Source organism: Pararhizobium antarcticum, assembly GCF_001885585.1.
GTDB lineage: Bacteria > Pseudomonadota > Alphaproteobacteria > Rhizobiales > Rhizobiaceae > Pararhizobium > Pararhizobium antarcticum.
In genome coordinates this window covers 106,436-130,838 of record NZ_LSRP01000107.1, presented here as the reverse complement: position 1 = coordinate 130,838, position 24,403 = coordinate 106,436, and the positions used below count along the sequence as shown (strand labels likewise).

At 60.8% G+C, this 24,403-nt stretch carries 20 protein-coding genes; 14 read left to right on the top strand and 6 right to left on the bottom strand.

The annotated features are described in order from the left end of the window. The first annotated feature begins 60 nt into the window (after positions 1-60). The gene (locus tag AX760_RS18990) at positions 61-1,431 is read left to right on the top strand and encodes an MlaD family protein (protein ID WP_071834553.1); all 1,371 of its coding nucleotides are present in this window, start codon (positions 61-63) and stop codon (positions 1,429-1,431) included. Positions 1,432-1,571: 140 nt separating this feature from the next. Beyond that, positions 1,572-2,186, top strand: coding sequence for an ABC-type transport auxiliary lipoprotein family protein (locus AX760_RS18985; RefSeq protein ID WP_071834552.1), 615 nt, complete (start codon positions 1,572-1,574; stop codon positions 2,184-2,186). On the opposite strand, the gene AX760_RS18980 is transcribed toward AX760_RS18985, so the two are convergent. Both AX760_RS18980 and hemF read right to left on the bottom strand, forming a co-directional pair. Continuing rightward, positions 2,161-2,451 carry a BON domain-containing protein gene (locus AX760_RS18980; protein WP_071834551.1) on the bottom strand — a complete coding sequence of 97 codons (291 nt, stop codon included), beginning with the start codon at positions 2,449-2,451 and terminating at the stop codon, positions 2,161-2,163. The genes AX760_RS18985 and AX760_RS18980 overlap by 26 nt on opposite strands. Positions 2,452-2,534: 83 nt before the next feature. After that, positions 2,535-3,446: an oxygen-dependent coproporphyrinogen oxidase gene (hemF, locus tag AX760_RS18975; protein WP_083531245.1), complete on the bottom strand. Its 912-nt coding sequence runs from the start codon at positions 3,444-3,446 to the stop codon at positions 2,535-2,537. Positions 3,447-3,686: 240 nt separating this feature from the next. Here hemF and AX760_RS18970 point away from each other — a divergent pair, with 240 nt between their 5' ends. After that, the gene (locus tag AX760_RS18970; RefSeq protein ID WP_071834637.1) at positions 3,687-3,947 is read left to right on the top strand and encodes a hypothetical protein; all 261 of its coding nucleotides are present in this window, start codon (positions 3,687-3,689) and stop codon (positions 3,945-3,947) included. 46 nt (positions 3,948-3,993) lie between these two features. On the opposite strand, the gene AX760_RS18965 is transcribed toward AX760_RS18970, so the two are convergent. After that, a complete protein-coding gene (locus AX760_RS18965) occupies positions 3,994-4,467 on the bottom strand; it encodes a tRNA (cytidine(34)-2'-O)-methyltransferase (RefSeq protein WP_071834550.1) in 474 nt (157 codons plus the stop codon). A gap of 395 nt (positions 4,468-4,862) precedes the next feature. Between AX760_RS18965 and AX760_RS18960 the strand changes: the two genes are divergently transcribed. From AX760_RS18960 to AX760_RS18935, 6 genes are all read left to right on the top strand, one after another. Further along, positions 4,863-6,725 (top strand): ABC transporter ATP-binding protein, encoded by a 1,863-nt coding sequence (locus AX760_RS18960; protein WP_071834549.1) that lies wholly within the window; start codon positions 4,863-4,865, stop codon positions 6,723-6,725. A 147-nt stretch (positions 6,726-6,872) separates the two neighbouring features. Further along, positions 6,873-8,741 (top strand): ABC transporter ATP-binding protein, encoded by a 1,869-nt coding sequence (locus AX760_RS18955; protein WP_071834548.1) that lies wholly within the window; start codon positions 6,873-6,875, stop codon positions 8,739-8,741. 368 nt (positions 8,742-9,109) lie between these two features. Beyond that, the gene (petA, locus tag AX760_RS18950) at positions 9,110-9,688 is read left to right on the top strand and encodes a ubiquinol-cytochrome c reductase iron-sulfur subunit (protein WP_071834547.1); all 579 of its coding nucleotides are present in this window, start codon (positions 9,110-9,112) and stop codon (positions 9,686-9,688) included. A 14-nt stretch (positions 9,689-9,702) separates the two neighbouring features. Then, positions 9,703-10,959 carry a cytochrome b gene (locus AX760_RS18945; protein WP_071834546.1) on the top strand — a complete coding sequence of 419 codons (1,257 nt, stop codon included), beginning with the start codon at positions 9,703-9,705 and terminating at the stop codon, positions 10,957-10,959. A 24-nt stretch (positions 10,960-10,983) separates the two neighbouring features. Beyond that, entirely contained in the window at positions 10,984-11,865 is an 882-nt protein-coding gene (locus tag AX760_RS18940; RefSeq protein WP_071834545.1) for a cytochrome c1, read from the top strand. 131 nt (positions 11,866-11,996) lie between these two features. Further along, positions 11,997-12,350 (top strand): VOC family protein, encoded by a 354-nt coding sequence (locus tag AX760_RS18935; RefSeq protein WP_071834544.1) that lies wholly within the window; start codon positions 11,997-11,999, stop codon positions 12,348-12,350. Positions 12,351-12,824: 474 nt separating this feature from the next. On the opposite strand, the gene AX760_RS18930 is transcribed toward AX760_RS18935, so the two are convergent. Next, the gene (locus tag AX760_RS18930) at positions 12,825-19,172 is read right to left on the bottom strand and encodes an apolipoprotein A-IV repeat region-like domain-containing protein (RefSeq protein ID WP_071834543.1); all 6,348 of its coding nucleotides are present in this window, start codon (positions 19,170-19,172) and stop codon (positions 12,825-12,827) included. A gap of 662 nt (positions 19,173-19,834) precedes the next feature. Here AX760_RS18930 and AX760_RS18925 point away from each other — a divergent pair. Continuing rightward, a complete protein-coding gene (locus tag AX760_RS18925; protein WP_071834542.1) occupies positions 19,835-20,203 on the top strand; it encodes an Hpt domain-containing protein in 369 nt (122 codons plus the stop codon). Positions 20,204-20,413: 210 nt separating this feature from the next. Continuing rightward, positions 20,414-20,734: a 2Fe-2S iron-sulfur cluster-binding protein gene (locus tag AX760_RS18920; protein WP_071834636.1), complete on the top strand. Its 321-nt coding sequence runs from the start codon at positions 20,414-20,416 to the stop codon at positions 20,732-20,734. Between the two features lie 562 nt (positions 20,735-21,296). On the opposite strand, the gene AX760_RS18915 is transcribed toward AX760_RS18920, so the two are convergent. Continuing rightward, positions 21,297-21,920: a DUF922 domain-containing Zn-dependent protease gene (locus AX760_RS18915; RefSeq protein ID WP_083531249.1), complete on the bottom strand. Its 624-nt coding sequence runs from the start codon at positions 21,918-21,920 to the stop codon at positions 21,297-21,299. A gap of 104 nt (positions 21,921-22,024) precedes the next feature. Here AX760_RS18915 and folP point away from each other — a divergent pair, with 104 nt between their 5' ends. The 3 genes from folP to folK are packed head-to-tail and all read left to right on the top strand — an operon-like array spanning position 22,025 to position 23,772. Further along, positions 22,025-22,885 carry a dihydropteroate synthase gene (folP, locus tag AX760_RS18910; protein ID WP_071834541.1) on the top strand — a complete coding sequence of 287 codons (861 nt, stop codon included), beginning with the start codon at positions 22,025-22,027 and terminating at the stop codon, positions 22,883-22,885. A gap of 4 nt (positions 22,886-22,889) precedes the next feature. Next, positions 22,890-23,258 (top strand): dihydroneopterin aldolase, encoded by a 369-nt coding sequence (gene folB / locus AX760_RS18905; protein ID WP_071834540.1) that lies wholly within the window; start codon positions 22,890-22,892, stop codon positions 23,256-23,258. Next, entirely contained in the window at positions 23,251-23,772 is a 522-nt protein-coding gene (gene folK / locus AX760_RS18900) for a 2-amino-4-hydroxy-6-hydroxymethyldihydropteridine diphosphokinase (protein WP_425348875.1), read from the top strand. The genes folB and folK overlap by 8 nt, the downstream gene beginning before the upstream one ends. 58 nt (positions 23,773-23,830) lie before the next feature. Here the strand turns inward: folK and AX760_RS18895 are convergent, their stop codons facing one another. Then, entirely contained in the window at positions 23,831-24,382 is a 552-nt protein-coding gene (locus AX760_RS18895) for a hypothetical protein (RefSeq protein ID WP_071834539.1), read from the bottom strand. Between the last annotated feature and the right edge of the window lie 21 nt (positions 24,383-24,403).

Below are 24,403 nucleotides of genomic sequence, written 5' to 3'. Positions count from 1 at the left end.
TGCCGGCACTCTTTTTGAAATATGGGATTGCGCCGTAGCGGTCCGAAGGTAGCTGTCTCCATGGAAACTAAAGCAAATTACGCCATTGTCGGGTTCTTCACGGTCATGGTTATCGCTGCAGCCTTCGGCTTCGTCTACTGGATGTCCCAGTATGGCCGCAGCGGCGAGATGGTGGAATTGGTGATCAGCATTCCCGGATCGGCAAACGGCCTGAGCGTCGGATCGCCGGTGCGCTTCAACGGCATCCCCGTCGGCTCCGTTCGCAATCTCGCGATCAACTCGAACGACCCGCGCTATTCCGTGGCTGTGACCGAGGTTTCCGCGGATGCGCCGGTGCTGAAGTCGACGACGGCGACGCTGGAAATCCAGGGTTTGACCGGCGCTGCCTATATCGAGCTCAGCGGTGGCAACAAGGGGGATGAAAACATCCTGCGGGCTGCCCTCGACAAGGGAACACCGGCCCAATTGACGGCAGACCAGTCGAGCGTGACCAGCCTGCTTGCGACGGCCGACAAGATTCTCGATCGCGCCAACACCGCAATCACCGATCTTCAGGGCTTCGTCCAGGACGTCCGCAAGCCGCTGACCGACACGATCGGTAATGCGGAACGGTTTTCCAAGTCGCTGGCCGACAATGCTGAGGGCGTCGACAAGTTTCTCGAAAGCGTCAGCGGCATGTCCGATTCGATCAACTCGGCCTCGGCAAAGCTCGATTCGACCCTCGGTTCAGCCGAAGCCCTGGTGAAGTCGGTCGATCCCCAGAAGGTCGAAACGATTGTCACCAATGTCGCGAAAATGAGCAATGACCTGAGTGCAGCCTCCTCGAGTGTTGCCGACACCATCGCCACCTTCAAACGGACGGCCGAAACCTACGAGCAGTTCGGCAAGGACGCGACCGCGACGCTGAAGCGGGTGGATACGCTTGTGGCGGCCATTGACCCACAGAAGGTCGGCCTTGTCGTCAATGACGTCTCTGCGGCCAGCGCCGATGCCCGCAAGGCCATCGCCTCGATCAATGATTTTGCCCAGACGATCACGCAGCGCCAACCGGAAATCGACCAGACCATCACGGACGTGACCCAGATGGCCAATACGTTGAACGCGGCCTCCAAGCGTGTTGATGGCATTCTGGTCAAGGTCGATGGTTTTCTTGGCGATGCCGACGCGCCATCGCTTTCCGCCGATGCACGCGCGACGCTGGAATCGTTTCGCAAGGTCGCGGAAAACATCAACGCGCAGATCGGACCGATCGCGGAAAACCTGAAGCGCTTCTCCGGTTCCGGCCTACGCGACATCGAAGCGCTCATCAGCGATACGCGCCGAACGGTGCAGAGCCTCGACAACACGATCACGACATTCGACAAGGATCCGCAGCGGCTGCTGTTCGGTGGCGAGACCGTGAAAGAGTATGACGGACGGACGCGACGCTAGGTTTAGGCCGAGCCTTGTGTGGCCGGGCTGCACTGGCGGGTGGCCTTTCGGTCACACTTGGTCTGGATCGACGGGTTTGGGCTTGTTTTGAACGTATGGCACTCTAAGTTGCCGGAGAATCGGCAAAGGGTATAGGCTGCATGAATCTCGCGGGTGTTAGTCACGGTCGTAGGGCAGGGTTTGTCCGGTTCGCCGTTGTGTGTTGCATTGCTTCCCTGTTGTCCGCCTGCGGTGGCAAGGCCAGCAATGACACGTTCAGCCTGTCGACATCGCCTGTGGTCGAGGGCCGCAATTCCACCAACAAGCAGATCCTCGTTCCCGAGCCGACGGCGCTGAAGGCGCTGGACAGCGAGCAGGTTGTCATCCGGCTATCCAAATCCGAAATCCAGTATCTCGCGGCCTCGCAATGGAGCGACCGTCTCCCGAAGATGGTTCAGGCCAAGCTCGTCCAGGCATTTGAGAATACCGGCAAGGTCGGTGGGGTCGGCAAGCCGGGCGAAGGCCTTGCGATCGACTACCAGATCATTTCAGAAATACGTTCCTTCGAGATCGCGACAGAAGGTGCAGACACGGCCGTCGTCGAGATCTTTGCGAAGATCCTCAACGATCGGAATGGCAGCGTTCGCTCGCAACAGTCGTTCCGCGCCACCGTGCCCGTCAGGGGCAGCGGCAACGCGGCTTTCGTCGCGGCTCTTGATGCCGCTTTTGCTGATGTCTCTGCGGAAATCGTCAGCTGGACGTTGAAGTCGATCTGATCGCGGTTGCCACCAGCCTGTTGTCGACGTTGGCAACGCCTGCGATCGATCGGGCGGCTTCCTCGGCGAGGATGCTTTCGTCCAGCGTCATGACGGTACCGCTGAGCACGATGATGCTGTCCTTGGCAACGACGGCAATGTCTGAGGCATCAAGACCGCTGACCACAGCCAAGCAGTCGGCGACGCTCGCTTCGAGATCGGCCGGGTTTTGCGGCACAAGTTTCTCCGGTGCCTCGCCGTAAAATGTGCGTTCCTTGAAGACCATGGCAAATGCTCCCTGTCGTTGCGTGATCCTGTCTTGTCACGACAGAAAACGCGCCGGATCGCATTTTGTTCGACGAGACCCCTCTAGGGCCAGCGCACCACGGGTGGCATCGATGACAGGATCGATTCCACATTGCCGCCGGTCTTCAGTCCGAACAGCGTGCCGCGATCGTAGAGCAGGTTGAATTCGACATAGCGGCCGCGGCGCACCAGCTGCTCGTCGCGATCCTCTTCCGTCCACGGCTTGTTGAAATTGCTGCGGACGATTTTCGGATAGACGAGGTTGAAGGCCTTGCCGACGTCCTGCGTGAAGGCAAAATCTGCCTCCCATCCGCCCATTTCCTCCGACGAATGCTGCCAGTCATAGAAGATGCCGCCCGTGCCGCGCGCTTCGTTGCGGTGTTTCAGGAAGAAGTAGTCGTCGCACCAGGCTTTGAAACGGCCATGATCGGCGACCGCATGGCGGTTGCAGGTGATCTCCATGCCTCGATGAAAGAGCAGCGTATCGGGATCGGTCATGACGCGGCGCCGGTCGAGAACCGGTGTCAGGTCTGCACCGCCGCCGAACCAGTGGCTGGTGGTGACGACCATGCGGGTGTTCATATGAACGGCCGGTACATTGGGATTGACCGGATGGGCGATCAGCGAGATGCCGGATGCCCAGAATGTTGGGTCTTCCGAAGCGCCGGGGATCTGCGCCCGAAACTCCGGCGAAAATTCGCCATGGACGGTGGAGGTGTGCACGCCGACCTTTTCGAAGACGCGACCTTCCATCATCGACATGCGACCGCCGCCGCCATTGCCGTTGTCGCGGGCCCAGTCCTTTGCCACGAAACGACCGGGCTCACGATCCGAGAGGGGGCCGGACAATTCGGTCTCGATCGTCTCGAAACTTGCGCAGATTGTGTCGCGCAGGCTTTCGAACCAGGCGCGGGCGCGGGCTTTCTTGTCCTCGATATCGTCAGGCAGCCCCTGCGGCAGTTCCGGTCGTTCCATCGTCTTTTTCCTGATTGGCCGGCACACACTGTTGCCTGCCGTTTTCCTGCCGATTCGCCTATGGTGCGCACAGTTCGCTTTTTTTGCCATCTTTGGCAACGCCAAGACGGCGCCGCCGCAAGCCCGGCGAAACTTTGCCGCAGCCGGTAGCAGGCAGAGGCCGGTTGAAAACGGACTCGCAAACGCTGACGGATCGCCCTATCGTTGACAGCAGTTGTCCGGCTGGCAAAGGTGAAGTCGATGGCAAGAATACCCGCGGCTCCGCCGCTTGATGGCCTGAAACGTCAGATCGACCGGCACCGCCGGGCAAAGCCGGGTGGAAGCGACGGTCTGTTCGTGCGCGAGACCTTTCGGCTGGAGCGCGCCGCGGCGCGGGACAAGGCGCGGCAATGGTTCGATGCCTGGCCGAAAGCGGCCTACTGGACCGAAGTCGAAAGCTGGCGGCTTCTGGATGGCGACCAGGTTGAGTTCACCATGCGGCGGCTTCCCACCGCAGATTGAGCGGATTTTTTGTTTCGCTTGCCTGACGCCTGATGGTTCAGCCAGTCTATGTGCCGGACAGGTTGATCTGGCGTAGGGCCTCGCCGGCAATCATCGCCACCGACATGGCTACATTCAGCGACCGCTGTCCCTCGACCATCGGGACAAGGATGCGATGCGGCGTTGATGCATGGACATGATCCGGGACGCCGGCACTTTCGCGGCCGAACAGCAGCGTGTCTGCGGGCTGAAACATGAAGGCCGTATAGGGCAGGGCGGCCTTGGTGGAGGCCAGCACCAGACGCCTTCCTTCCGCCTGCCGGGAGAGTTCGAAGCGTTCCCAATTGATATGGCGGGTGAGCGCCACGGCGGCGATATAATCCATGCCGGCGCGTTTCAGGTTGCGGTCGGAGATATCAAAGCCGGCCGGCTCGATGATATCGACGGATAGGCCAAGGCAGGCGGCCAGCCGCAGGATCGTGCCGGTGTTGCCTGGAATATCCGGCTGAAAAAGCGCAATGCGGAGATCGGGAATGGTCATATCACCAGAACAGATGGGAACGATCACCGGCGATAATCAATCTGTGCCCGAATGGCAACAGCGGTTCGACCAAGGGTGAAAAAGATCGGAAAACGCTCCGCGACAATCTGGCACAAGCCGTCGAAATCCTCTACGCATGGGCTATCTTCAACGCGAACCTGATGGAGGCATGCATGGACTATCCAACGACCAACTGCCTCCGATCGATGTCCCCGATTTCTGCGGGCTGACACCTTTCGCGCTTTTTCCCTGATGGCCTGCCGGGACACGGATCGACTTTTCTCGTAAACGAACGTTTTTGCGGGAAAAACACAGTCGTCGATCGTCCTGTTTGCTGATGTTTCAAAAACAGGCGGTCCGTTGCCCGGACCCAGATTGTAGTAACGGAGCTTTCCATGTTCGGCTGGTTTGAATCCCGCCTCGACCCCTATCCTGTTGAGGAGCCGACGGTTCCCCCCTCGGGACTGTTTGCTTTTTGCTGGCACTATACAAAACCGGCAGCACCCTGGCTGCTGACCATGTCGATCTGCACGATGCTGATTGCCGTTGGCGAGGTGGCGCTGTTCCAGTTCCTCGGCAATGTCGTCGACTGGCTGTCGTCGGCGCGGCAGGAGACATTCCTTGAGACCGAAGGCACGAAACTGTTCTGGATGGGCGCGCTGATCCTGGTGGGCCTTCCCGCCATTGTCGCGCTCGATTCCATCATCATGCACCAGGTTCTGCTGGGTAACTATCCGATGATCGCGCGCTGGCAGATGCATCGGTACCTGCTGCGGCAGGGCATGACGTTCTTTGCCAACGAATTTGCCGGTCGTGTTGCCACCAAGGTGATGCAGACGTCGCTGGCCGTGCGCGAAACTGTGATGAAGCTTCTCGATGTCTTCGTTTATGTCATCAGCTATTTCATCTCGATGCTGGTTGTTGTTGCAGCCGCGGACTGGCGCCTTCTGGCACCGCTTCTGCTGTGGATTGCCGTCTATATCGGCATTGTCAGCTATTTCGTGCCGCGCCTGCGCAAGATTTCGAAGGAGCAGGCCGACACGCGTTCGATGATGACCGGGCGGATCGTCGACAGCTACACCAATATCGCCACGGTGAAGCTGTTTTCGCATGCCGGGCGGGAGGAGGTCTATGCCAAGGACAGCATGGATGAATTCCTGCAGACCGTGCACAAGCAGATGCGCAAGGTCACGCTGTTCCATGTGCTGGTCTATACCAACAACTGCATCGCGCTCTTTTCGATCGCCAGCCTCGGCATCTATCTGTGGCTGAACGGCGGCATATCCGTTGGCTCGATCGCCATTGCCGTGTCACTCGCCATGCGGATCAATGGCATGTCGCAATGGATCATGTGGGAAGTGTCGGCCCTGTTCGAAAACATCGGCACGGTCTATGACGGCATGAGCATGATGACCAAGGCCCACGACATCGTCGACAGCGACGGCGCCAAGGTGCTGGACGCCAGACAGGGTGCGATCGCGTTCGAAAACATCCGCTTCCACTACGGCAAGAACAAGGGTGTCATCGACGACCTGTCGCTGGCCATTCGCCCGGGCGAGAAAATCGGTCTGGTCGGGCGTTCGGGCGCCGGCAAGACGACGCTGATGAACGTGCTGCTGCGCTTCTACGATCTGGAATCGGGCACGATCAGGATCGATGGTCAGGACATTGCGGCAGTGACGCAGGACAGTCTGCGCGGGCAGATCGGTGTCGTCACCCAGGATACGTCCCTGCTGCACCGCTCGATCCGCGACAACATCGCCTATGGCCATCCCGGGGCGAGCGACGCAGAGATCATTGCGGCCTCGAAGCGTGCCAATGCCTGGGACTTCATCGAACGGCTCGAGGACAACCAGGGCCGCAAGGGGCTGGATGCGCAGGTCGGCGAACGGGGCGTCAAGCTCTCCGGTGGCCAGCGCCAGCGGATCGCGATTGCCCGCGTGTTCCTGAAGGATGCACCGATCCTGATCCTCGACGAGGCGACCTCGGCACTGGATTCGGAAGTGGAAGCGGCGATCCAGGAGAACCTGTTTGCACTCATGGCCGGAAAGACGGTGATCGCCATCGCCCACCGGCTGTCGACGCTGACGGAAATGGACCGGCTGGTCATTCTGGAGGCCGGCAGGATCGTCGAGACCGGCAGCCATGCCGAGTTGATTGCCCGTACCGGACTGTATGCCGATCTCTGGTCGCGCCAGTCCGGCGGCTTCCTCGCCGATGATGCGGAAAAGGCCGGGAAGGACGAGGCGGCGGAATAACGCTGCGCGGACTGTGCCGCATGCTGATTTGGGGCAGGCGGCACAGTTCTGCGGGCGATGTGGATCATTGCCGATTTGTAATCGGGTTGGGTGGTTTGCGCGGTGATTTCCAGTTGCCGCATTCGCAAAACCGCCTATATCGGTTTGATGTTCCTGAACGCGATCTTTGCCACATTCGAAAACTGGATACGGCCCTTTGAGCCGCGCGACGACCTTCGTCCGCCGGAGCGGCTTTTGCCCTATGTCTGGTTCTACATCCGGCAGGCCAAGGCGCCGTTTGTTGCGATGCTGGTGCTTGGCGGCCTGACGGCAGCGATCGAGGCGGCACTGTTCTGGTTTGTCGGGCGGATCGTCGATATTCTCGCAACCACGACGCCGGCCGATGGCTGGAACGGCATTCTCGCAGCCCATGGCGCCGAACTGCTGGGCATGCTGGTGCTGATCGGTGTTGTGCGTTTTCTGGTGTCGCTTTTGATGTCGCTGGTCGACCAGCAGATCATTACGCCCGGCTTCTACAATCTCGTGCGCTGGCAGTCCTATCTGCATGTCGGGCGGCAATCGGTTTCCTTTTTCCAGAATGATTTTTCCGGCCGCATCGTCACCAAGGTCTGGTCCGGCGGACAGGCGACCGGCGATCTCGTCACGTCCCTGATGGAAAGCGTCTGGTTCGTCGGCATTTACGCCGTGTCGACCCTTGTGCTCGTCGGACAGCTCGATGTCTGGCTGGCCGTGATCGTGCTGCTCTGGCTTTGCGCCTTCGCCTTTCTCGCCCGTTTCTTCGTGCCGCGCATCCGCAGCCATTCACGTGCGACGGCGGAGGCTTCTTCTATGCTGAACGGGCGCATGGTCGACGCCTACAGCAATATTCAGACGCTGAAGCTTTTCGGTCGCGACGACGAGAATGACCGCTACATGCGGCAGGGCTTCGATATCTTCCAGAAGAGCATATTGAGCTTTACGCGCTTCATCACCGGCGTACGGGCCTCGATGGCGCTGCTTTCGGGCATCATGATCGTCAGCATGGCGGCGATCAGCGTCGATCTGTGGCTGCGCGGACAGATCAGTTCGGGGGCCGTGGCCTTCACGCTGGCCCTGGTCCTGCGGCTGAATTTCCTGCTCAGCCGCATGATGGTGCAGTTCAACGGCATCATGCGCAACATCGGCACGATCCAGAATGCGGCCGACATGATCTCGCAGCCGATCGGTCTCACGGATCGCCCCGGTGCGCCGGATCTGGTCGTCCGGCAGCCGGAAATCCGCTTCGATCATGTTCGCTTCCACTATGGCCGGTCCGAAGGCCTGATGGACGATCTTTCGCTAACCATCCGCCCCGGTGAAAAGGTGGGGATCGTCGGGCGATCGGGCGCCGGAAAATCGACCCTCGTCAACCTGCTCCTGCGGTTTTACGATCTCGAAGGCGGCCGGATCCTGATCGACGGGCAGGATATTGCCGGCGTCCGGCAGGAATCGCTGCGCGCCCAGATCGGCATGGTGAGCCAGGATACTTCGCTTCTCCACCGCTCGATCCGCGACAACATCCTGTTTGGACGTCCCGATGCCGACGAGGACAGGTTGACCGAGGCGGCGCGGCGGGCCGAGGCGCTCGAGTTTATCGAGCGGCTGACGGACCAGCGCGGACGGCAGGGCTTCGATGCCCATGTCGGCGAGCGCGGGGTGAAGCTTTCCGGCGGCCAGCGTCAGCGCATCGCGATTGCGCGTGTCATGCTCAAGGATGCGCCGATTCTGGTTCTGGACGAGGCGACGTCGGCCCTCGATTCGGAAATCGAGGCGGCCATCCAGTCGAATCTCGACCAGCTGATGCACGGCAAGACCGTCCTTGCCATCGCGCACCGTCTCTCCACCATTGCCGCCCTCGACCGGCTTCTCGTGATGGATCGCGGGCGGATCATCGAGGATGGCACCCATGCCGAACTGGTTGCGCGGGGAGGGCTCTATTCAGAGCTCTGGTCGCGGCAATCGGGCGGATTCCTCGGCCGCGACGAAGCTGCGGAATAGATCCGATAAGTGCCTGTGTGCATTGGCTTTGCCGGACGATCGGCATGGGCTGCGCGCGGCCTTTCGACACGGGTCCGGCAAGGGGCCGCGTTTTCCCGCGACATTGTGCCCACTCGCCCTCTTGAACACTGGACATCATTCCCGATCAAGCATAGAACGCGCCGAATTGCCGGGGAATCTGTGGCCGAACTGTGTCCAGCGTCTGCCGGTATCTGACTGTTGGCTCCGGATGGTGAAAAACTTCGCCGGAATCGACAACAGCTTATTGATTTGGCGCGGTTCTTTCGCTCAAGTGTACACGGGGCGAAAACGGGCCTGGGGACAGAAGCGGTTTCCGCGAAACACTGCGTGAAGAGGATGGTTTAGCCGTGAGCGAACACGAGACATCAAGCGAAACCCTGAGCGAGCCGACGCGCCGCGACTTCCTGTATCTGACAACGGGCATGGCTGGCGCCGTTGGTGTCGCTGCCGTCGTCTGGCCTTTCATCGACCAGATGCGGCCTGATGCCTCGACATTGGCGCTCGCGTCGATTGAGGTCGATGTTGCCAGCCTGCAGCCCGGCATGTCACTGACGGTCAAGTGGCGCGGCAAGCCCGTCTTCATCCGCAACCGTACGGAAGCGGAAGTCAAGGAAGCCAATGCAGTGGCGCTGACCGATCTCAAGGATCCTGTCGCGCGCAACGAAAACCTGCCTGCCGATGCACAGGCTTCGGACGTTGACCGCTCGGCCGGTAAGGACAAGGAAAACTGGATCGTCATGATCGGCTCCTGCACCCATCTGGGCTGCGTTCCGCTCGGTCAGGCCGGCGATTTCGGCGGGTGGTTCTGTCCCTGCCACGGCTCGCACTACGACACAGCGGGCCGTATTCGCAAAGGTCCGGCGCCGACGAACCTTCCAGTGCCGACTTTTGCATTCACGTCCGACACAGTTATCAAGATCGGTTGAGGGGAATACTGACTATGAGTGGGGATCATTCAACCTACACACCGGCGACCGGTATCGAGAAATGGATCGATTCACGCCTGCCGCTGCCGCGGATGGTGCATGACAGCTTTATTTCCTACCCCGTTCCACGCAATCTGAACTATGCCTACACGTTCGGGGCCATGCTGGCGGTGATGCTGATCATTCAGATCCTGACAGGCGTCGTTCTGGCGATGCACTATGTCGCCGAAGTGTCGTCTGCGTTCAATTCGGTCGAAAAGATCACGCGTGACGTCAACCATGGCTGGCTATTGCGCTACATGCATGCCAACGGCGCGTCGTTCTTCTTCATCGCCGTCTACCTGCACATCGCCCGCGGTCTGTATTACGGCTCCTACAAGGCGCCGCGCGAAATCCTCTGGATCCTCGGCGTGGTCATCTATCTCCTGATGATGGCAACCGGCTTCATGGGCTACGTGCTTCCCTGGGGGCAGATGTCGTTCTGGGGTGCAACGGTTATCACCGGCTTCTTTTCGGCCTTCCCGCTTGTCGGCGAATGGCTGCAGCAGTTCCTGCTCGGCGGTTTTGCCGTCGACCAGCCGACGCTCAACCGCTTCTTCTCGCTGCATTACCTGCTGCCCTTCATGATCGCCGGCGTCGTCGTGCTGCATGTGTGGGCCCTGCACGTGACTGGCCAGACGAACCCGACCGGTGTCGAGGTCAAGACCAAGACGGACACCGTGCCGTTCACGCCTTACGCGACGCTCAAGGATGCGCTCGGCCTTTCCGTGTTCCTGATCGCCTATGCCTGGTTCGTCTTCTACATGCCGAACTATCTGGGTCACCCTGACAACTACGTCATGGCCAACGCGCTGAAGACGCCGGCGCATATCGTTCCGGAATGGTACTACCTGCCATTCTACGCGATGCTGCGTGCCATCACCTTCAACATCGGCCCGATCGATTCGAAGCTCGGCGGCGTTCTGGTGATGTTCGGCTCGATCATCATCCTGTTCTTCCTGCCCTGGCTCGACACGTCCAAGGTCCGCTCGGCTGTCTATCGTCCCTGGTACAAGCTGTTCTACTGGATCTTCGTCGTCAACGCGATCCTGCTCGGCTGGCTTGGCTCGCGCGCAGCGACCGATCTCTACACCCTGATGGCCCAGATTGGCACGCTTTACTACTTCGCCTTCTTCCTCGTCATTATGCCGGTTCTCGGCCTGATCGAGACCCCGAAGCGCATTCCGAATTCGATTACGGAAGCGGTTCTGGCAAAGAAGAACAAGAACTGAGCGCGGCTGAGAGGAACTGAACCGATGAAAAAGCTTGTTACAAGCCTCCTGCCGCTCGCACTCGCAGCCGGTCTCCTGGGCGGCGCCGCTTATGCCGCCGGAGAGGGGCATGATCTGAAGGAAGCGACCGAGCACGCCGCTGCCACCGCACACTATCCGATCCTGAAGCCGGAAGAGATGGACTGGAGTTTTGCCGGCCCGTTCGGACATTATGACAAGGGGCAGCTGCAGCGCGGTCTCAAGGTCTACACGGAAGTCTGTTCCGCCTGCCACTCGATGAACCTCGTGCCGTTCCGTACCCTGGAAAATCTTGGCTATTCGGAGGCCCAGGTCAAAACGTTTGCGGCCAATTACGAGGTCCAGGACGGGCCGAATGCCGATGGCGAGATGTACACCCGCAAGGCTGTCGCTTCCGATCATTTCCCGGCGCCATACGCCAACGAAGAAGCAGCCGCTGCCTCCAACAATGGTGCGGCCCCGCCGGACTTCTCGCTGATCGCCAAGGCGCGCGGCGTCGAACGTGGCTTCCCGCTGTTCATCTTTGATATCTTTACCCAGTATCAGGAAGGCGGGCCGGACTATATCCATTCGCTGCTCACCGGCTACCAGGAGCCGCCGGAAGGCGTCGCCGTTCCTGAAGGCACGCACTTCAATCCGCATTTTAATGCAGCTATGTCGCTTGCCATGGCCAAGCCGATCTCCGACGACCAGGTTACCTATGACGATGGCGCGCCGCAGACGGTCGAGCAATATTCCAGAGACATTTCGGCGTTCCTGATGTGGGCCGCAGAACCGCACCTGGAAGAGCGCAAGCGGACGGGCTTCATGGTGCTGATCTTCCTGCTGATCTTCACCGGCCTGATCTACCTTACGAAGAAGTCGGTCTACGCCAGCAAGGAACACTGAACGTTCTTGAAGGTCACTATTTTGAAAAGGCGGTCTTCGGGCCGCCTTTTTCGTTGTCTGGACAGGGGCACAGGGAAACAATGGCATAGGTGGCGCGCAGACGCGTTTCGCCCCAGGAGAGGTGTGTGGGCATGCTGAACAGGATCCTGCTCTACACGCGGGACGTAGACGTCACCGCGGCATTCTACGAACGGCATTTCGGCTTCATCCGCACGCTCGATCCGACCGATCGAATTGGCGAACTGCGGCACCCGGAAGGCGGTGCGATCCTGATGCTGCACAGGGCCGGCAAAGCCCAGAAGATGGGGCAGGTGCTGGTCAAGCTCGTCTTCGGTGTCGAGGATGTCGCCGGCTTCGTCGCTCGGCGCTCTGCCGACGGTCTTGTCTTTGGGACGATTCAGGATGGTGGCGGCTATGCCTATGCCAATGCCAAGGATCCGGATGGCAACAGCATTTCGGTGTCCAGCCGGGCCTATCGAGGGTAAGAGACTGTTGGCCGAACGGGACGGGACCTGTCCACCCCTTAAGCCGATGATCGGCGGTTCGATGGTCGTGACGATCCATTGACGATGGCTGCGGCATCAAATCTGATCGAAACTGGCGGCGGGTCGAGCGAGACCCGTTTGTCAAACAGGTCTTCGTTCTCTCAGAGTTTGCCTTTGCCGGAAAAAAGCGATTTCTCCAGGCTCGCTCTGTTCAGCAACATTCAGGAAAATCAGGTTCTGCGACACATGTGAGATATGGCGCGGTGGCAAGTCGCCATATGCCGCTGTGCTGACCTTCAACGGCAGCTTTCGTCCGCGCATCAACGCGCTGGTCCAGTTCTTATGCGTCAACTCCCTATACCCCGGCGATCTCTGAGCTCTCCAGGGCATCAGCGGGCCGAGGTCAGGGGAGTGATACAAAAAAGGCTCCGCGATGTCCTGCGGAGCCTCCAGAGTTTAAACGAGTGGTTCGGATCAGTTGAACCGCCCGGCTGCATGGGCAAGCATGGTGTAGACCTTGCCGGTATCGGACGTCAGGTAGGTCTGGGTCATCATCTTGTCGCGATCGTTGCGGGCAACGTCGGCCAGCAGCTTTTCGAAATCGGCGATGTACCTGTCGACGGCAGTGCGGAACTCCGGTTCGCGATCATACTTGCGCTTGATCTCGTCGAAGGTTTGCTGGCCCTTCAGCGTGTAGAGGCGGCGTGTGAACACGTCGCGCTCGCCGCGCTGATAGCGGCGCCAGAGATCGACCGACGCGTCATGATCGATGGCACGGGCGATATCGACCGAGAGCGAATTCAGCGATTCCATGACATGCCGCGGATTGCGGCTGTCGCTTGCCCGTGTGGCTGGCTGGGCCTCGGCAGCGCGCTGTACCGGCGCCGGCTGGGGTTCGTCACGGGATGCCCCACGCAAAAGATCACGCATCCAGCTGCCTTCTTCCGGACGTGTGTTTCTGTCCTCGACGGGCTGTGCGGGCTGGCGGACGGGCTGCTGGGCAACCGGTTGCGGCTGCAGGCCAAGCGTGCCGCGCAGGGCAGGTGCAGGCTCCTGGCGACGCGGTTCGGGGGTCGGCTGCTGCTGGACGACGCGGGCCGGCGCTGGTGTGACAATGGCCTGGGCGACCGGCCGGGCGATGGCCTGGGCGATAGGGTTGGCGACCGGCTGCTGCTGGCGGACGACAGGCTGCGAGACTTCCATCTGGCCCGAGGACTTGCCGATGATCTCGGACAGTTCCTGCAGCGCCTTGATCTGCTCGGCAACGGCGCGCCGCATGACAGAGGCATTTTCCTTGGCTTCTTCCGGCAGGTCGAATGCGCCGCGCTTCAATTCTTCGCGGGTCATGTCGAGTTCCTTGCGGATCTCGTTGGCCGAACGGCGGATATCGTCGGTGGCGCCGCTGAACTTGCCGATCGCATCCTCGACAGCCTGGCGAAGGGCTTCCCGCATCTGCAGGGCGGCACCGTCGGATTTCTTGCCGGTTTCGGCCAGCAGGCGTTCGATATCCGAAAGTGAAGCCCCGACGCTGCCACGAAGACGCGAGGCGACTTCCTTGGACCGTTCCTCGGCGCGGATGAAGGCATTTTCGACCGACATGCCGGCCTCGTCGCCAGCCTTGGTCACTGCCGCACGCATCGTTTCGGAGGCGTTGGCGGCGCGCGCTTCTGCCTCGGACAGCGTCTTGCTGACATCATTGAAGGATGCCTGAACACCGGCCCGCAGATTGCCGGCGATCTGGCTTGAGCGCTCTTCGGCGCGAACGAACACGGATTCAACCGACATGCTGGCTTCGTCGCCTGCCTGGACCAGAGCTGTGCGCATGGCGTCTGCAGCCGATGCTGCGCGCTTCTCGGCGTCTGTCAGCAGGCGGCCGACATCGGCAAAGGATGACTGGATGCCGCTGCGAAGGTTGCCTGCAACCTGGGTCGAGCGTTCTTCCGCCCGTTCGAAGGCGCCATCGACGAAGCCTTCCAGCGCGTGCATGGTCTTTTCGATCTCCTCCGAGCGCCGGACGAGGCCGACAGAGAGGGTGCGCAGGGCCTCCTGGCGTTCCTCGAGCGTGCTGGCGAGATTGGACTGGGCCGCGCCCAGGAGGTCTGAGGCCTGGCTGAGCACGCGCGAGTGATCCTCGAAGCGACCGACGATGCCGCCGATCTGCGACAGGGTCGAGCCGGAGATCTCCGAGAGCTTGTCGACCTTGCCTTCGAGAAGGCGGGTCGATGTCGAGAGCATGTCCGTGGCGCGGGTGGCGGATTCGGAGAAGCGCGCGGTGGTTGATTCGAGCTGCTCATCCATGGCGCCGAGGTTGGCGCCTGCCTGCTCGATGACCGAAGCGATCGCCGAATTGCTGGCGGCGAGCTGGTCGATCAGGCCGGTGGCCGTCGATTGCAGACGGTTTTCGACCATCTTCATCGCCTTGGCCGTCTCTTCTGCACGACCGGAAATCGCATTCAGGGTTTCGCCGGTGCGGGCCGTCAGGCTGTGGATCAGCGATGCGCTTTCGGCACGCAGGCGATCGGCGCTTTCCTGGGTAATGGCGGTGATGCGCTCGGCGGTTTCCTTGCCGGTAACGGCATATTGCTCGACCAGCGGACGGGCCTGCTCGTCGATCAGGCGGGACAATTCGGCCGAACGGCCAGACAGCATCGAATTCAGTTCGCGCGTCTTGTCATCCAGCGTTGCGCGGATGGCGTTGCCGCGCGCTTCCAGCGCCTTTTCGACGTCGGACAGGTTCTGCTGCAGCGTTGAGGCCTGTTCGGCAACACGCCCCTGCGTTTCGGAAATCCGGGCGCTGGCATTGTCGGAGGCTTCGCCGACCGAGCGGGCGAGTTCCGCGCTGCGCATGGCGACCTGGGCCGCCGTCTGTTCGATCGAGGTGGCAAATTCCGTCTGACGGGCAGCCATGGCGCGGGCAAAATCATCGCCGGCGCGGGCAAGCAGGTCGGCCGAGCGGGCGGCCTCGGCGTCGATACCCTGGGCTGCGTCACCCACGGCACCGCGAATGCTGGTGACGAGGCCAGCGGCCTTGCCTTCGATCGTCCGGCTGACATTGTCGAGCCCGATGGTCAGGGCACGGTCCATGGTTCCGAGACGCTCTTCGATCCGGTTCGTGCCGCCTTCGATGCTGGCCGAAATCCGGCTCGCCGCAGCTTCGCTGACGCGGTCCAGTTCAGATGTGTGGGTCGACAGTGTTTCGGAAATTCGGCTCGCTGCGGCTTCGCTGACGCGGTCCAGTTCGGATGTGTGCGTCGACAGTGTTTGGGAAATCCGGCTCGCTGCAGCTTCGCTGACGCGGCCAAGTTCCGCGGCGCGGCCGGACAGCGTTTCGCCGATCTGCTGGCCCGCAGTGTCGACGATGGCGTGGACGCTGCCGACGCTCTCGCGGATGCGGCCTTCGAGATGGCCGAGGCTGCTTTCGATCCGGTTGCTTGTTTCTTCCAGGCTGGCGTGGATACCGGATGCCGAGGCGTCCATGCGGTTGTTCAGCGTGTCGGCGGCATGGCCGATCTGGTCTGCCGTTTCGCCCAGGCGGCTGGCGACGAGGCTGGTGCTATCGCGCATGCGCTGGTCGAGCGCATCGGCGCTGCGGTCAATGGCGGATCCAAGTTCGCTCTGCCGCTCTTCGAGCGTCATTTCCAGCATGCTCGCACTTGTTGCGAGTGTTGTAGCGATCGATGTCGTCTGTTCCGAGAGCACCTCGGTGAGATGGTTGCTGCCTTCGCTGACGGCGATATTGATCGCATTGATCCGGTCATCCAGCGTCGCGCGGATACGATCGTGCGTCGAGGACAAGGACCCGGTCAGTTCCGCGGCGCGGCCCGACAGGGTCTGCTCGATTTCGGAGGCCTTGCTCGCCATGGACGCGGCAATTTCCGACGCATGGCCGGACAGGGCACCGGCAATGTCGCCCGAGGTGCGGGTCATCGTACCGGCAATTTCGCTGACGCGACCGCTGAGATTGTCGGCAATCTCGGCAACGCGGCCGGACAGTTGCTGTTCGATGTCGCTAACGCGATCGGACATGGTTTCGGCAATCGCAGTGGCGCGGAACGACAGGTTGTCGGCGATTTCCTCGGTCCGGCTCGACAGTGTTTCGGCCATGTCCGCAGCACTTGCCGACATGGTCCCGGCGATATCGGCATTGCGCTGTGCGAGCATGACATCGAGTGTTTCGGTGCGCGCCGAAAGATCGGCGGCCAGCACCTGGGTGCGGTCCGACAGAATGCCGCCGACCCGCTCGACCGTCCCGCCAATGGCGGTCTCGATCGCATCGGTGCTGGACGACAGGACGCCGGACAAAGCCGCTGTCCGCTCTGCAAGAAGGGTTTCAAGCTGTTCGGTGGTGCCGCCAAGCGACATGTCGACGGCGGCGGCGCCCATGGCGAGTGCCTCCGTGAGACCTTCGGTCCCGGACGAAAGCGCTGCCGACAGGTTGGCCGTGCGCTCGGACATGATCGAGCCAAGCTGCTCGGCCGTGCCGCCCAGCGCCGTTTCGATGGCCGTCGTGCTCGAGGTCAGGACATCGGTCAGCGCTGCAGTGCGCTCGGACAGAATACCGTCGATCTGCTCGGCTGTTCCACCAAGCGAGATTTCAACGGCTGCGGTTCCCATGGCAAGCGTTTCGGCAATGCCTTCTGTGCCCGACGCAAGCGCCGCCGACAGGCTGGCGGTGCGCTCGGACAGGAGCGTGTCGAGATGCTCGGCCGTGCCGCCCAGAGCGGTTTCGATGGCTGTCGTGCTCGACGTCAGGACGCCGGTCAGCGCGGCTGTGCGCTCGGAGAGCGTATTGTCGAGCTTGAACTGGCTGGAAGCGATCGCACTGGTGATTTCGTCGGCGCGGCTTGCGAGCGTCTGCTCGATGCGGCTATGGGCCGACTGCAGGCCGTCGACGAGATTGCCGGTGCGTGCATCGAGTGATGCGGCAAGGCGCATTTCGCTGCCGGCGAGGTTTGTTTCGAGCGTATCGGCGCGCTGACTGAAGCCGGATTCGATCCGATCCTGCGCTTCGGTAAGCGCACTCATCAGCGCACCGGAGCGTTCCGACAGGACGCTGTCGATCCGGCTGTGGGCGTTGCCGATGGCCTCGCCAAGTTCGCTTGTCTTGCCGCTGATGGTCTGCTCGATGAAATCCTGCGTGGTGCCGAGTGTCGTCGCCAGGGTCAGAGACTGGTCGGAAAGCGCATTCTCGAATTTCTCGATGCTGCTGTCGAGCATGCCGCCGATCGCATCGGACCCACCGGACACCGTCTGGTTGATGCGGGCGAGGCTTTCCATCAGTTTCGAATCGAGCATTCCGGCGCGTTTGTCGAAGGCATTGGCAAATTCGTGGAAGCGTGAATCAAAGGCTGTCGCCAGCGTGCCGACAGTCGCCTGGAGTTTCTCCTCGAAGAAGCCGGAGCGCAGGTCGAGGTCCATGATCGTGTCGTCGGCAGTCGACTTCAGGCTCTGGCGGAAGCTGGCCCCGCGTTCGTCGAGCGTCGCATTCAGCGATTGCAGGATGTCGTCCAGGCCACCGGTGATCGCCTGCTGGCCGATGTTCAGGCTTTCGTTCAGATCGCGGGTGCGGGCGATCAATGTTTCGTTCAGCTGGCGAGCCCGCTCGTTGAGGGCGGCATTCAGCTTTTCCGTATTGGCGTCGAGCGAGGAAGCGCGGGTCTCGAACTGGCCAAGCAATTGCTGGCCGCGCTTGGCCAGGGTCTGGCTGAGGTTTTCGAGGCGGGAATCGAATTCGGTGCTGAGTGACACGCCGGCCGTCGTCAGGCCCGAGACAAGCGCATCGGTGCGGGTCGACAGCATGGCACTGATGGTCTGGGTCGCGGTATTGGACTTTTCCATCAGGGCGGCAGCACGGGTCTCGATCATCGATGCGAACGCTTCGCCCGATGTGCCGATCCGGGTGGTGATGTCTTCGCCTGCCAGCGCCAGTTCGTCCTTCAGCTGCGCATGCGCACCCGAAATCGAGGAGCGGATCCGCTCGGCATGGCCAACGATGGCTTCTCGCTCGAGGCCCAGTTCCTGGACCAGCGTGCGGACGCGCAGTTCGTTGTCGCTGTAGCTGCGTTCCAGCGCGTTGACTTCGGAATGCACCAGCGTTTCGAGTTCGGTCGCCCGCGCAATGGTGCGCTCGATGCCTTCGTTCATCGCGGAGACCTCGCGGCGAACCGCCTGGCCGACCGTCATGATCCGCTCGGAGGCTGCCGTTTCCGGCTCGGCAAGGCGCAGTGCGACTTCCGCCATGGAGCGGGCGGCGCTGCGCAGTTCGTGGGCCCGGGAAATCATGATGGCAAAGGAGAAGAACAGCATGACCGGCAGAATGATGAAGATCGCCACGCCAACGGCACCAGGCATGGCTGCGAGATCCGCAAGCGAGCGGATCTGCCAGATTTCCGGCCCGTAGAGAAGGTTGGCGACGCCAAGACCACCAATGACCCACAGCAGCGCCACGGCAGCGGCAATGCGCATCGTTGTCCGGCTGGAGCGGATTTCGAGGGACCGGAGGATGGCTGCCGGCGTCTTGCGGCCGTCGTCGTTTGCCGGCGCGAAGGACGGCGCCCGGGGCGCCTGTTCCGGCGTCAGGCCTCTTGCCTGATCCTGGGGCCTTGCGGTTTTTGCCGCAGGTTCGCCGGCCTGTTTTGCATGTCTCTGCTGGTCGGATGCCGAAGCCTTGGTCGTGGGTTCAGACACATGTTCCTCCGGATCATCCAAGGAAGTCTTTTCGTTCAGGGCCGACTTAAGCTCGTCAAAGTCGATCTTCAGCGCATTTTCCAATGCCTGGAAAGCCTTGTCGTCGATCGATTCGTTGCTTTTATTTGTCGCCATTACGGATACGCCTCGTTACCAAACTGCCCGTTTGCGACCAATCTCCATGAGGACCGCCTGTCCCTTGTGGAGCATCTCCGCATTCAGGCGGTGACGGCAAGATACACGCATCACAGTCACGCAATACCCTGACAGGTCACCCAATTCATTCACACCGGTGGATAGTGGCATCGGGACCATGAAGATAGCCACGCATGCTCTTTTCCACCGGGACCGTGGCGGCAAGCCGGCACAAACTGTCCCTAACCGTACCGTAGTGACACATTCACCTGTTTCTGACAATTAACGCCCTTCTCCAATCGTTAAAATGCTAACAACTTCTTAATGCCCAAAGGGCTTTTGAATCCGAAAAGCCAAGGAATTCAGGCGGTTTAACTGTCGTTAACCATGCCGGGCGATTTATGCCTTCATTGCGCCCCGATTTAATCTGATAGCAGCGCCGCTGCGGCTTAATAACCGGCAAGGCAGACGGGAAATAGGCTGGATTGCATTGCTCGAACGCAATCCCGGCACAGTCTTCTGTCATGAGAGTGCTTCGACAGGTGGTTGATTTCAATGGTCGGCCGAACCTGCTCGTTGAGGATCTGGATAGGTTTTTACGATGCGGGCGGCAAACCGGACCCCATCGGCTGTTGAATTAGAAAACAAGGAAATTGGCCAAAATGGCGGCACTCAAGATCGCTTTCGAAGCCCCCGATAATTTCGGCGGTGCATGTCCTTCAAAATCGCGGCCGATCGATCTGGTCCATCTCGCGACACAGACCATGGGTGACAAGCACCTGGAACTCGAAGTGCTGCAGATGTTTGCGCGGCAGACGCGTCAGCTGATGAAGGAACTGTCCTCCGACAGCGTCGATCATCGTCTGGCGACGGCGCATCGGCTGAAGGGGGCTGCGCTCGCCGTCGGTGCCTTCACCGTCGCCCAGACTGCACAGACCGTCGAGGATCATCCGCAGGACGCCGGCCATCTGGCGGCACTTGCAACCTCCGTTCTCGAAGCAGAAATATTCATCCTCAAGCTCTGCCGTTAAACGGATCCAGTAGATAACAGTGCCCGCGAAGGGCATGCGGCCCGGCTTTGTGCATCGTCGGCTTTTCGCCGCAGGCTTGCCGAGTTGACTGGCAGCCTGAATTGTTGGAAGAAATCAGCTGAATCTGCCGTGTTGCGCGCCGTCTTTTTGGAAAGGCGGCGCAATTTTCGATGCGGCACGCCGAAACAACGCCAGCATCCGGAACCGACCATGACAAAACTGACCATCGTCGCCTTTGACGGCACGCGCCACGACCTTGACGTCCAGAACGGCTCGACCGTCATGGAAAATGCCGTGCGCAACTCCGTTCCGGGCATCGAAGCCGAATGTGGCGGTGCCTGTGCCTGTGCCACCTGTCATGTCTATATCGACGAGGCATGGTCGGCCGCCGTCGGCGCACCCGAAGCGATGGAAGAGGACATGCTGGATTTCGCCTATGACGTGAAGCCGACCTCGCGCCTGTCCTGTCAGATCAAGATGGCGGATGCATTCGACGGTCTTGTCGTGCATGTGCCCGAACGCCAGGCCTGATTGGCCGCGTTGCTCTCCAATAAATTTTGAAAAAAAAGCCCCGCTTGCCATGTAAGGCGAGCGGGGCCAGGAGGGCGCATCGCATGCAGATGAGGGAGGGAACATCTGCAGCAAAAGGATACGCCAGGAGAACATCTGTGCATGACTGTCCGGCGACCGACTATTCGATCAAGCCCGAGCAGATATACATGCGAAAACTTTACTCGGGAAACACTTCGCTCATCATGAGCTTACTCGGGCACGCCCTGAATTCTTGTGAAAAGGCTTGTCTGCCTGTCTTTCACTCTATGATCCAAACATAGCGGAACTCTGCGCTTTGTTCTATCGCTAGAAATCACCACTGAAATACTATTGACGCACAAGGTTTGCGCAAGATTCGCAGGATTTTTCTGCGCGCTTTTTTTGAAAATCAACGCCGTCGGCACTGCGATTTTGGCGTGCAAGAACCGTCAATGCAATGGCATCCTGCCGGTATCTCTTTGATGTTGGAGAGCTTTTAAAACAGTCCGGCTTTGCGGAACGCCGTCGGAGCTTGCCCCTGACGGTGGAAGCCGGGCTCTGATTACTGTTTGCGCAGGGTGTCGAGGCGGTATTGCAGCAGGCGAATCATCCGGCGGTCGAAATTAGCAGCCTCGACCCGGTCGAAACGGGCCTGGTCGCGATCATGGGCCGCGATGGCGGTTTCACTGACGCGGGCGACACGCGCCTGCAGGCGCTCGCAATCCGCCTCCGGACGCAGCGCCATGAAGCTCCGCTCGAGATCACGCGCATGTGTGCGGGCGATTTCGGCGTGGCGTTCCTCATGGCGCTTGATGTCGCTCGACAGCGTGTCCCAGACGAGCCCAAGATCGCGCCCGGCACGCTTGCGGTTGGTCCAGCGCGGCAGGATAAGTTTTGTGTTGAGTGTGACCTTGACGTTGCCGACTGCGCATTTGCCGCTGCGGTTGACGTAGGTCACCGTGCCGCCGAATTTGATTTTCGTTGCGCCGGGATGGCGCGCACCCGTCGATTTCATCAGGGGGCCATGCGAGGACAGCGCCTTGTCGAGTTCTTCGGCGGTCCGCCCGCCCACGGAAAAATACGAAAAGCTCTTGCTGATCTGCGTTTCGGCCATGGCATTTCCGGCATGACCGAGGGCGAGCGCCAAAATCAACAGCGCTGTGGAGGAAATTCGGCCTGAAGGCATCGGCATGGCGGTCTCTGCAGTTGAAGTTCCCCAAAGCTTGGGGCATAGCCAGCGTCAGCGCAACACAAAATCGCAGGCAGCCGCAGGCATCCGCGGCGAAAGTCATGATGTACGATCCTTTTCAACCTTTTGACTGGCATCTCGCGCACGGGCGCCGTCTGACGCTTGGTCCTCTCGGTGTGCTGATGGCGATCATCAACGTGACGCCGGACTCGTTCTCCGATGGCGGTGCGGACCGGGATGCGGCCGGTGCGGTCGATCGGGCGCTGAGGGCTGTCGAGGCAGGGGCGGGCATTGTCGACATCGGCGGCGAATCCACCCGGCCGGGCGCTGATCCCGTGTCGCCGGCGCAGGAGCAGGATCGCATCCTGCCGGTCATCGTAGCGCTTGCCCAACAGGCGGACGCCGTGATTTCGGTCGATACCTATCGCGCAGAGACGGCCCGTCTGGCGATTGCGGCCGGTGCCCACATCATCAACGACGTGCACGGGCTGCAGCGTGAGCCTGATCTTGCAAATATTGCCGCCGACACGCAGGCCGGGCTCTGCATCATGCATACCGGCCGCGACCGCGAAAAACTCGCCGACGTGATCGCCGACCAGGTTCATTTTCTCGAACGTTCGCTCGAGATTGCCGGGACAGCCGGCGTCGACAGGCGGCAGATCGTGCTTGATCCAGGTTTCGGCTTTGCCAAGGACGCGCGCGAAAACATCGCGCTGATGGCGCGTTTCAGCGATCTCCACCGCTTCGGAGCGCCGCTTCTCGCCGGCACGTCGCGAAAGCGCTTCCTGGGGGAGATCACCGGCCGCGAGGCTGTGGACCGGGATGCTGCCACGGCTGCGACAACTGCAGTCCTGCGCATGGCGGGCGCTGCTGTTTTCCGGGTACACGATGTCGCAATCAACAGGGATGCGTTGCTGGTGGCAGATGCTATGCTGGCGGCGCGGAACGAAGGGCAGGACTGAGATCATGATGGCGACCTACAGGATCACGCTCAAGAACTGCGCCTTCTTCGCGCGCCACGGTGTTCACGACGAGGAGGAGTTTCTCGGGCAACGCTTCTTCGTCGACGCCATTCTCGATGTGGAACCGGGAACCGCGCTCGTCGATGATTCGATCGAGGATACCGTCCATTACGGCATTGCCTTCACAGAGATCGAGAAGATCATCACGGGCCGCCGCCGCTATCTGATCGAGGCGCTGGCACTCGAAGTGGCACAGACGCTCTGCGCCCGTTTTCCGCAGATCCGCCGGGCCGAGGTGTCTGTCCGCAAACCCAATGCGCCTGTGCCGGGCGTGCTCGATTATGTCGAAGTCACCGTCGAGCATTTTGCCTGACATGACGATGGTGCTTGCAACACTCGGCCTTGGCGGCAATATCGGCGATCCCGCCGCCTCGATGGCACGGGCGCTGGCGACGCTTGATGCCCGTCCCGACTGTTCGGTGAAAGCCGTCTCACGGCTCTATCGCACGCCGCCCTGGGGCAAGACCGATCAGGCCTGGTTTTTCAATGCCTGTGCCGAAGTCGAGACCACGCTTTTGCCTGATGACCTGCTTGATACCTGCCTGTCGATCGAGCGCGAGATGAAGCGCGAGCGCCTCGAACGCTGGGGTCCGCGGACGATCGATATCGATGTTTTGACCTATGGCGACGCCAGCCTTGCGAGCGAGAAGCTGGAAATCCCGCATCCGCGCATGACCAGCCGTGGCTTCGTGCTGATGCCGCTTGCGGATTTTGCGCCCCGTATGGTCATCGCGGGCCGGATGGTGGCCGACTGGCTCGAACAGGCCGATATCGCCGGCATTGAAGCGGCATCTGCAGACGCCACCTGGTGGAAAACAGTCCGCTGAAACGTAAAAAGAGCCCGCTGATCCAGCGGGCTCTTTTTTGCGTGGGCTGTTGGAAAGCCTATTCGATCGAGCCGACGGCCATGGTGTCGACCTGCCGGCTGAGGCTGACGCCGATCACCGGGACCATGGTTTCCTCGACCTTGACCGAGATGGTGATGTTCATCGTCGACGCGTCCTGCAGGCGGGCGATCATCGCGCCGTTCAGCTTTTTGCGGTTGATGCCGACAACGATCTTGTCTGTGGAGACATTGCCCGAGATGATATCGAGGCCCTTGCCACTGGCGCCATCGAGGAACTTGCCCTTGTAGCTGTTGCCGGCCTGGGTGATTACGGCGGACATCGGCTGCTTGAACACGCCGACGCGGCAGAAGCCGTCGAGCTTGATTGATGCGGACTTGCCCTGTGCGGCATCGCCGGTCAGGTCGCAGGTGAATTTCGTGCCCTTGTATTTGCCGGCAACGATTTCGCCCGGGCCCTTCCACTGGCCCGAAACCTGCTCGAAGAAGGCCTTGTCGCGGCTGCCGGAAAGGGCAGGCGTTGCCGTGGCGACGAGAGCGGAAAGTGTGACTGCGGCGAAGCTGCAGGCGATCAAAGAAGGGCGCGAATACATAAACGATCCTTGAAGGTCAAC

Coding starts and splice junctions, on each gene's coding strand:
- AX760_RS18990 (WP_071834553.1), top strand. CDS start 61: ATGGAAACTAAAGCAAATTACGCCATTGTCGGGTTCTTCACGGTCATG.
- AX760_RS18985 (WP_071834552.1), top strand. CDS start 1,572: ATGAATCTCGCGGGTGTTAGTCACGGTCGTAGGGCAGGGTTTGTCCGG.
- AX760_RS18980 (WP_071834551.1), bottom strand. CDS start 2,451: ATGGTCTTCAAGGAACGCACATTTTACGGCGAGGCACCGGAGAAACTT.
- hemF (WP_083531245.1), bottom strand. CDS start 3,446: ATGGAACGACCGGAACTGCCGCAGGGGCTGCCTGACGATATCGAGGAC.
- AX760_RS18970 (WP_071834637.1), top strand. CDS start 3,687: ATGGCAAGAATACCCGCGGCTCCGCCGCTTGATGGCCTGAAACGTCAG.
- AX760_RS18965 (WP_071834550.1), bottom strand. CDS start 4,467: ATGACCATTCCCGATCTCCGCATTGCGCTTTTTCAGCCGGATATTCCA.
- AX760_RS18960 (WP_071834549.1), top strand. CDS start 4,863: ATGTTCGGCTGGTTTGAATCCCGCCTCGACCCCTATCCTGTTGAGGAG.
- AX760_RS18955 (WP_071834548.1), top strand. CDS start 6,873: ATGTTCCTGAACGCGATCTTTGCCACATTCGAAAACTGGATACGGCCC.
- AX760_RS18945 (WP_071834546.1), top strand. CDS start 9,703: ATGAGTGGGGATCATTCAACCTACACACCGGCGACCGGTATCGAGAAA.
- AX760_RS18940 (WP_071834545.1), top strand. CDS start 10,984: ATGAAAAAGCTTGTTACAAGCCTCCTGCCGCTCGCACTCGCAGCCGGT.
- AX760_RS18935 (WP_071834544.1), top strand. CDS start 11,997: ATGCTGAACAGGATCCTGCTCTACACGCGGGACGTAGACGTCACCGCG.
- AX760_RS18930 (WP_071834543.1), bottom strand. CDS start 19,172: ATGGCGACAAATAAAAGCAACGAATCGATCGACGACAAGGCTTTCCAG.
- AX760_RS18925 (WP_071834542.1), top strand. CDS start 19,835: ATGGCGGCACTCAAGATCGCTTTCGAAGCCCCCGATAATTTCGGCGGT.
- AX760_RS18920 (WP_071834636.1), top strand. CDS start 20,414: ATGACAAAACTGACCATCGTCGCCTTTGACGGCACGCGCCACGACCTT.
- AX760_RS18915 (WP_083531249.1), bottom strand. CDS start 21,920: ATGCCTTCAGGCCGAATTTCCTCCACAGCGCTGTTGATTTTGGCGCTC.
- folP (WP_071834541.1), top strand. CDS start 22,025: ATGATGTACGATCCTTTTCAACCTTTTGACTGGCATCTCGCGCACGGG.
- folB (WP_071834540.1), top strand. CDS start 22,890: ATGATGGCGACCTACAGGATCACGCTCAAGAACTGCGCCTTCTTCGCG.
- AX760_RS18895 (WP_071834539.1), bottom strand. CDS start 24,382: ATGTATTCGCGCCCTTCTTTGATCGCCTGCAGCTTCGCCGCAGTCACA.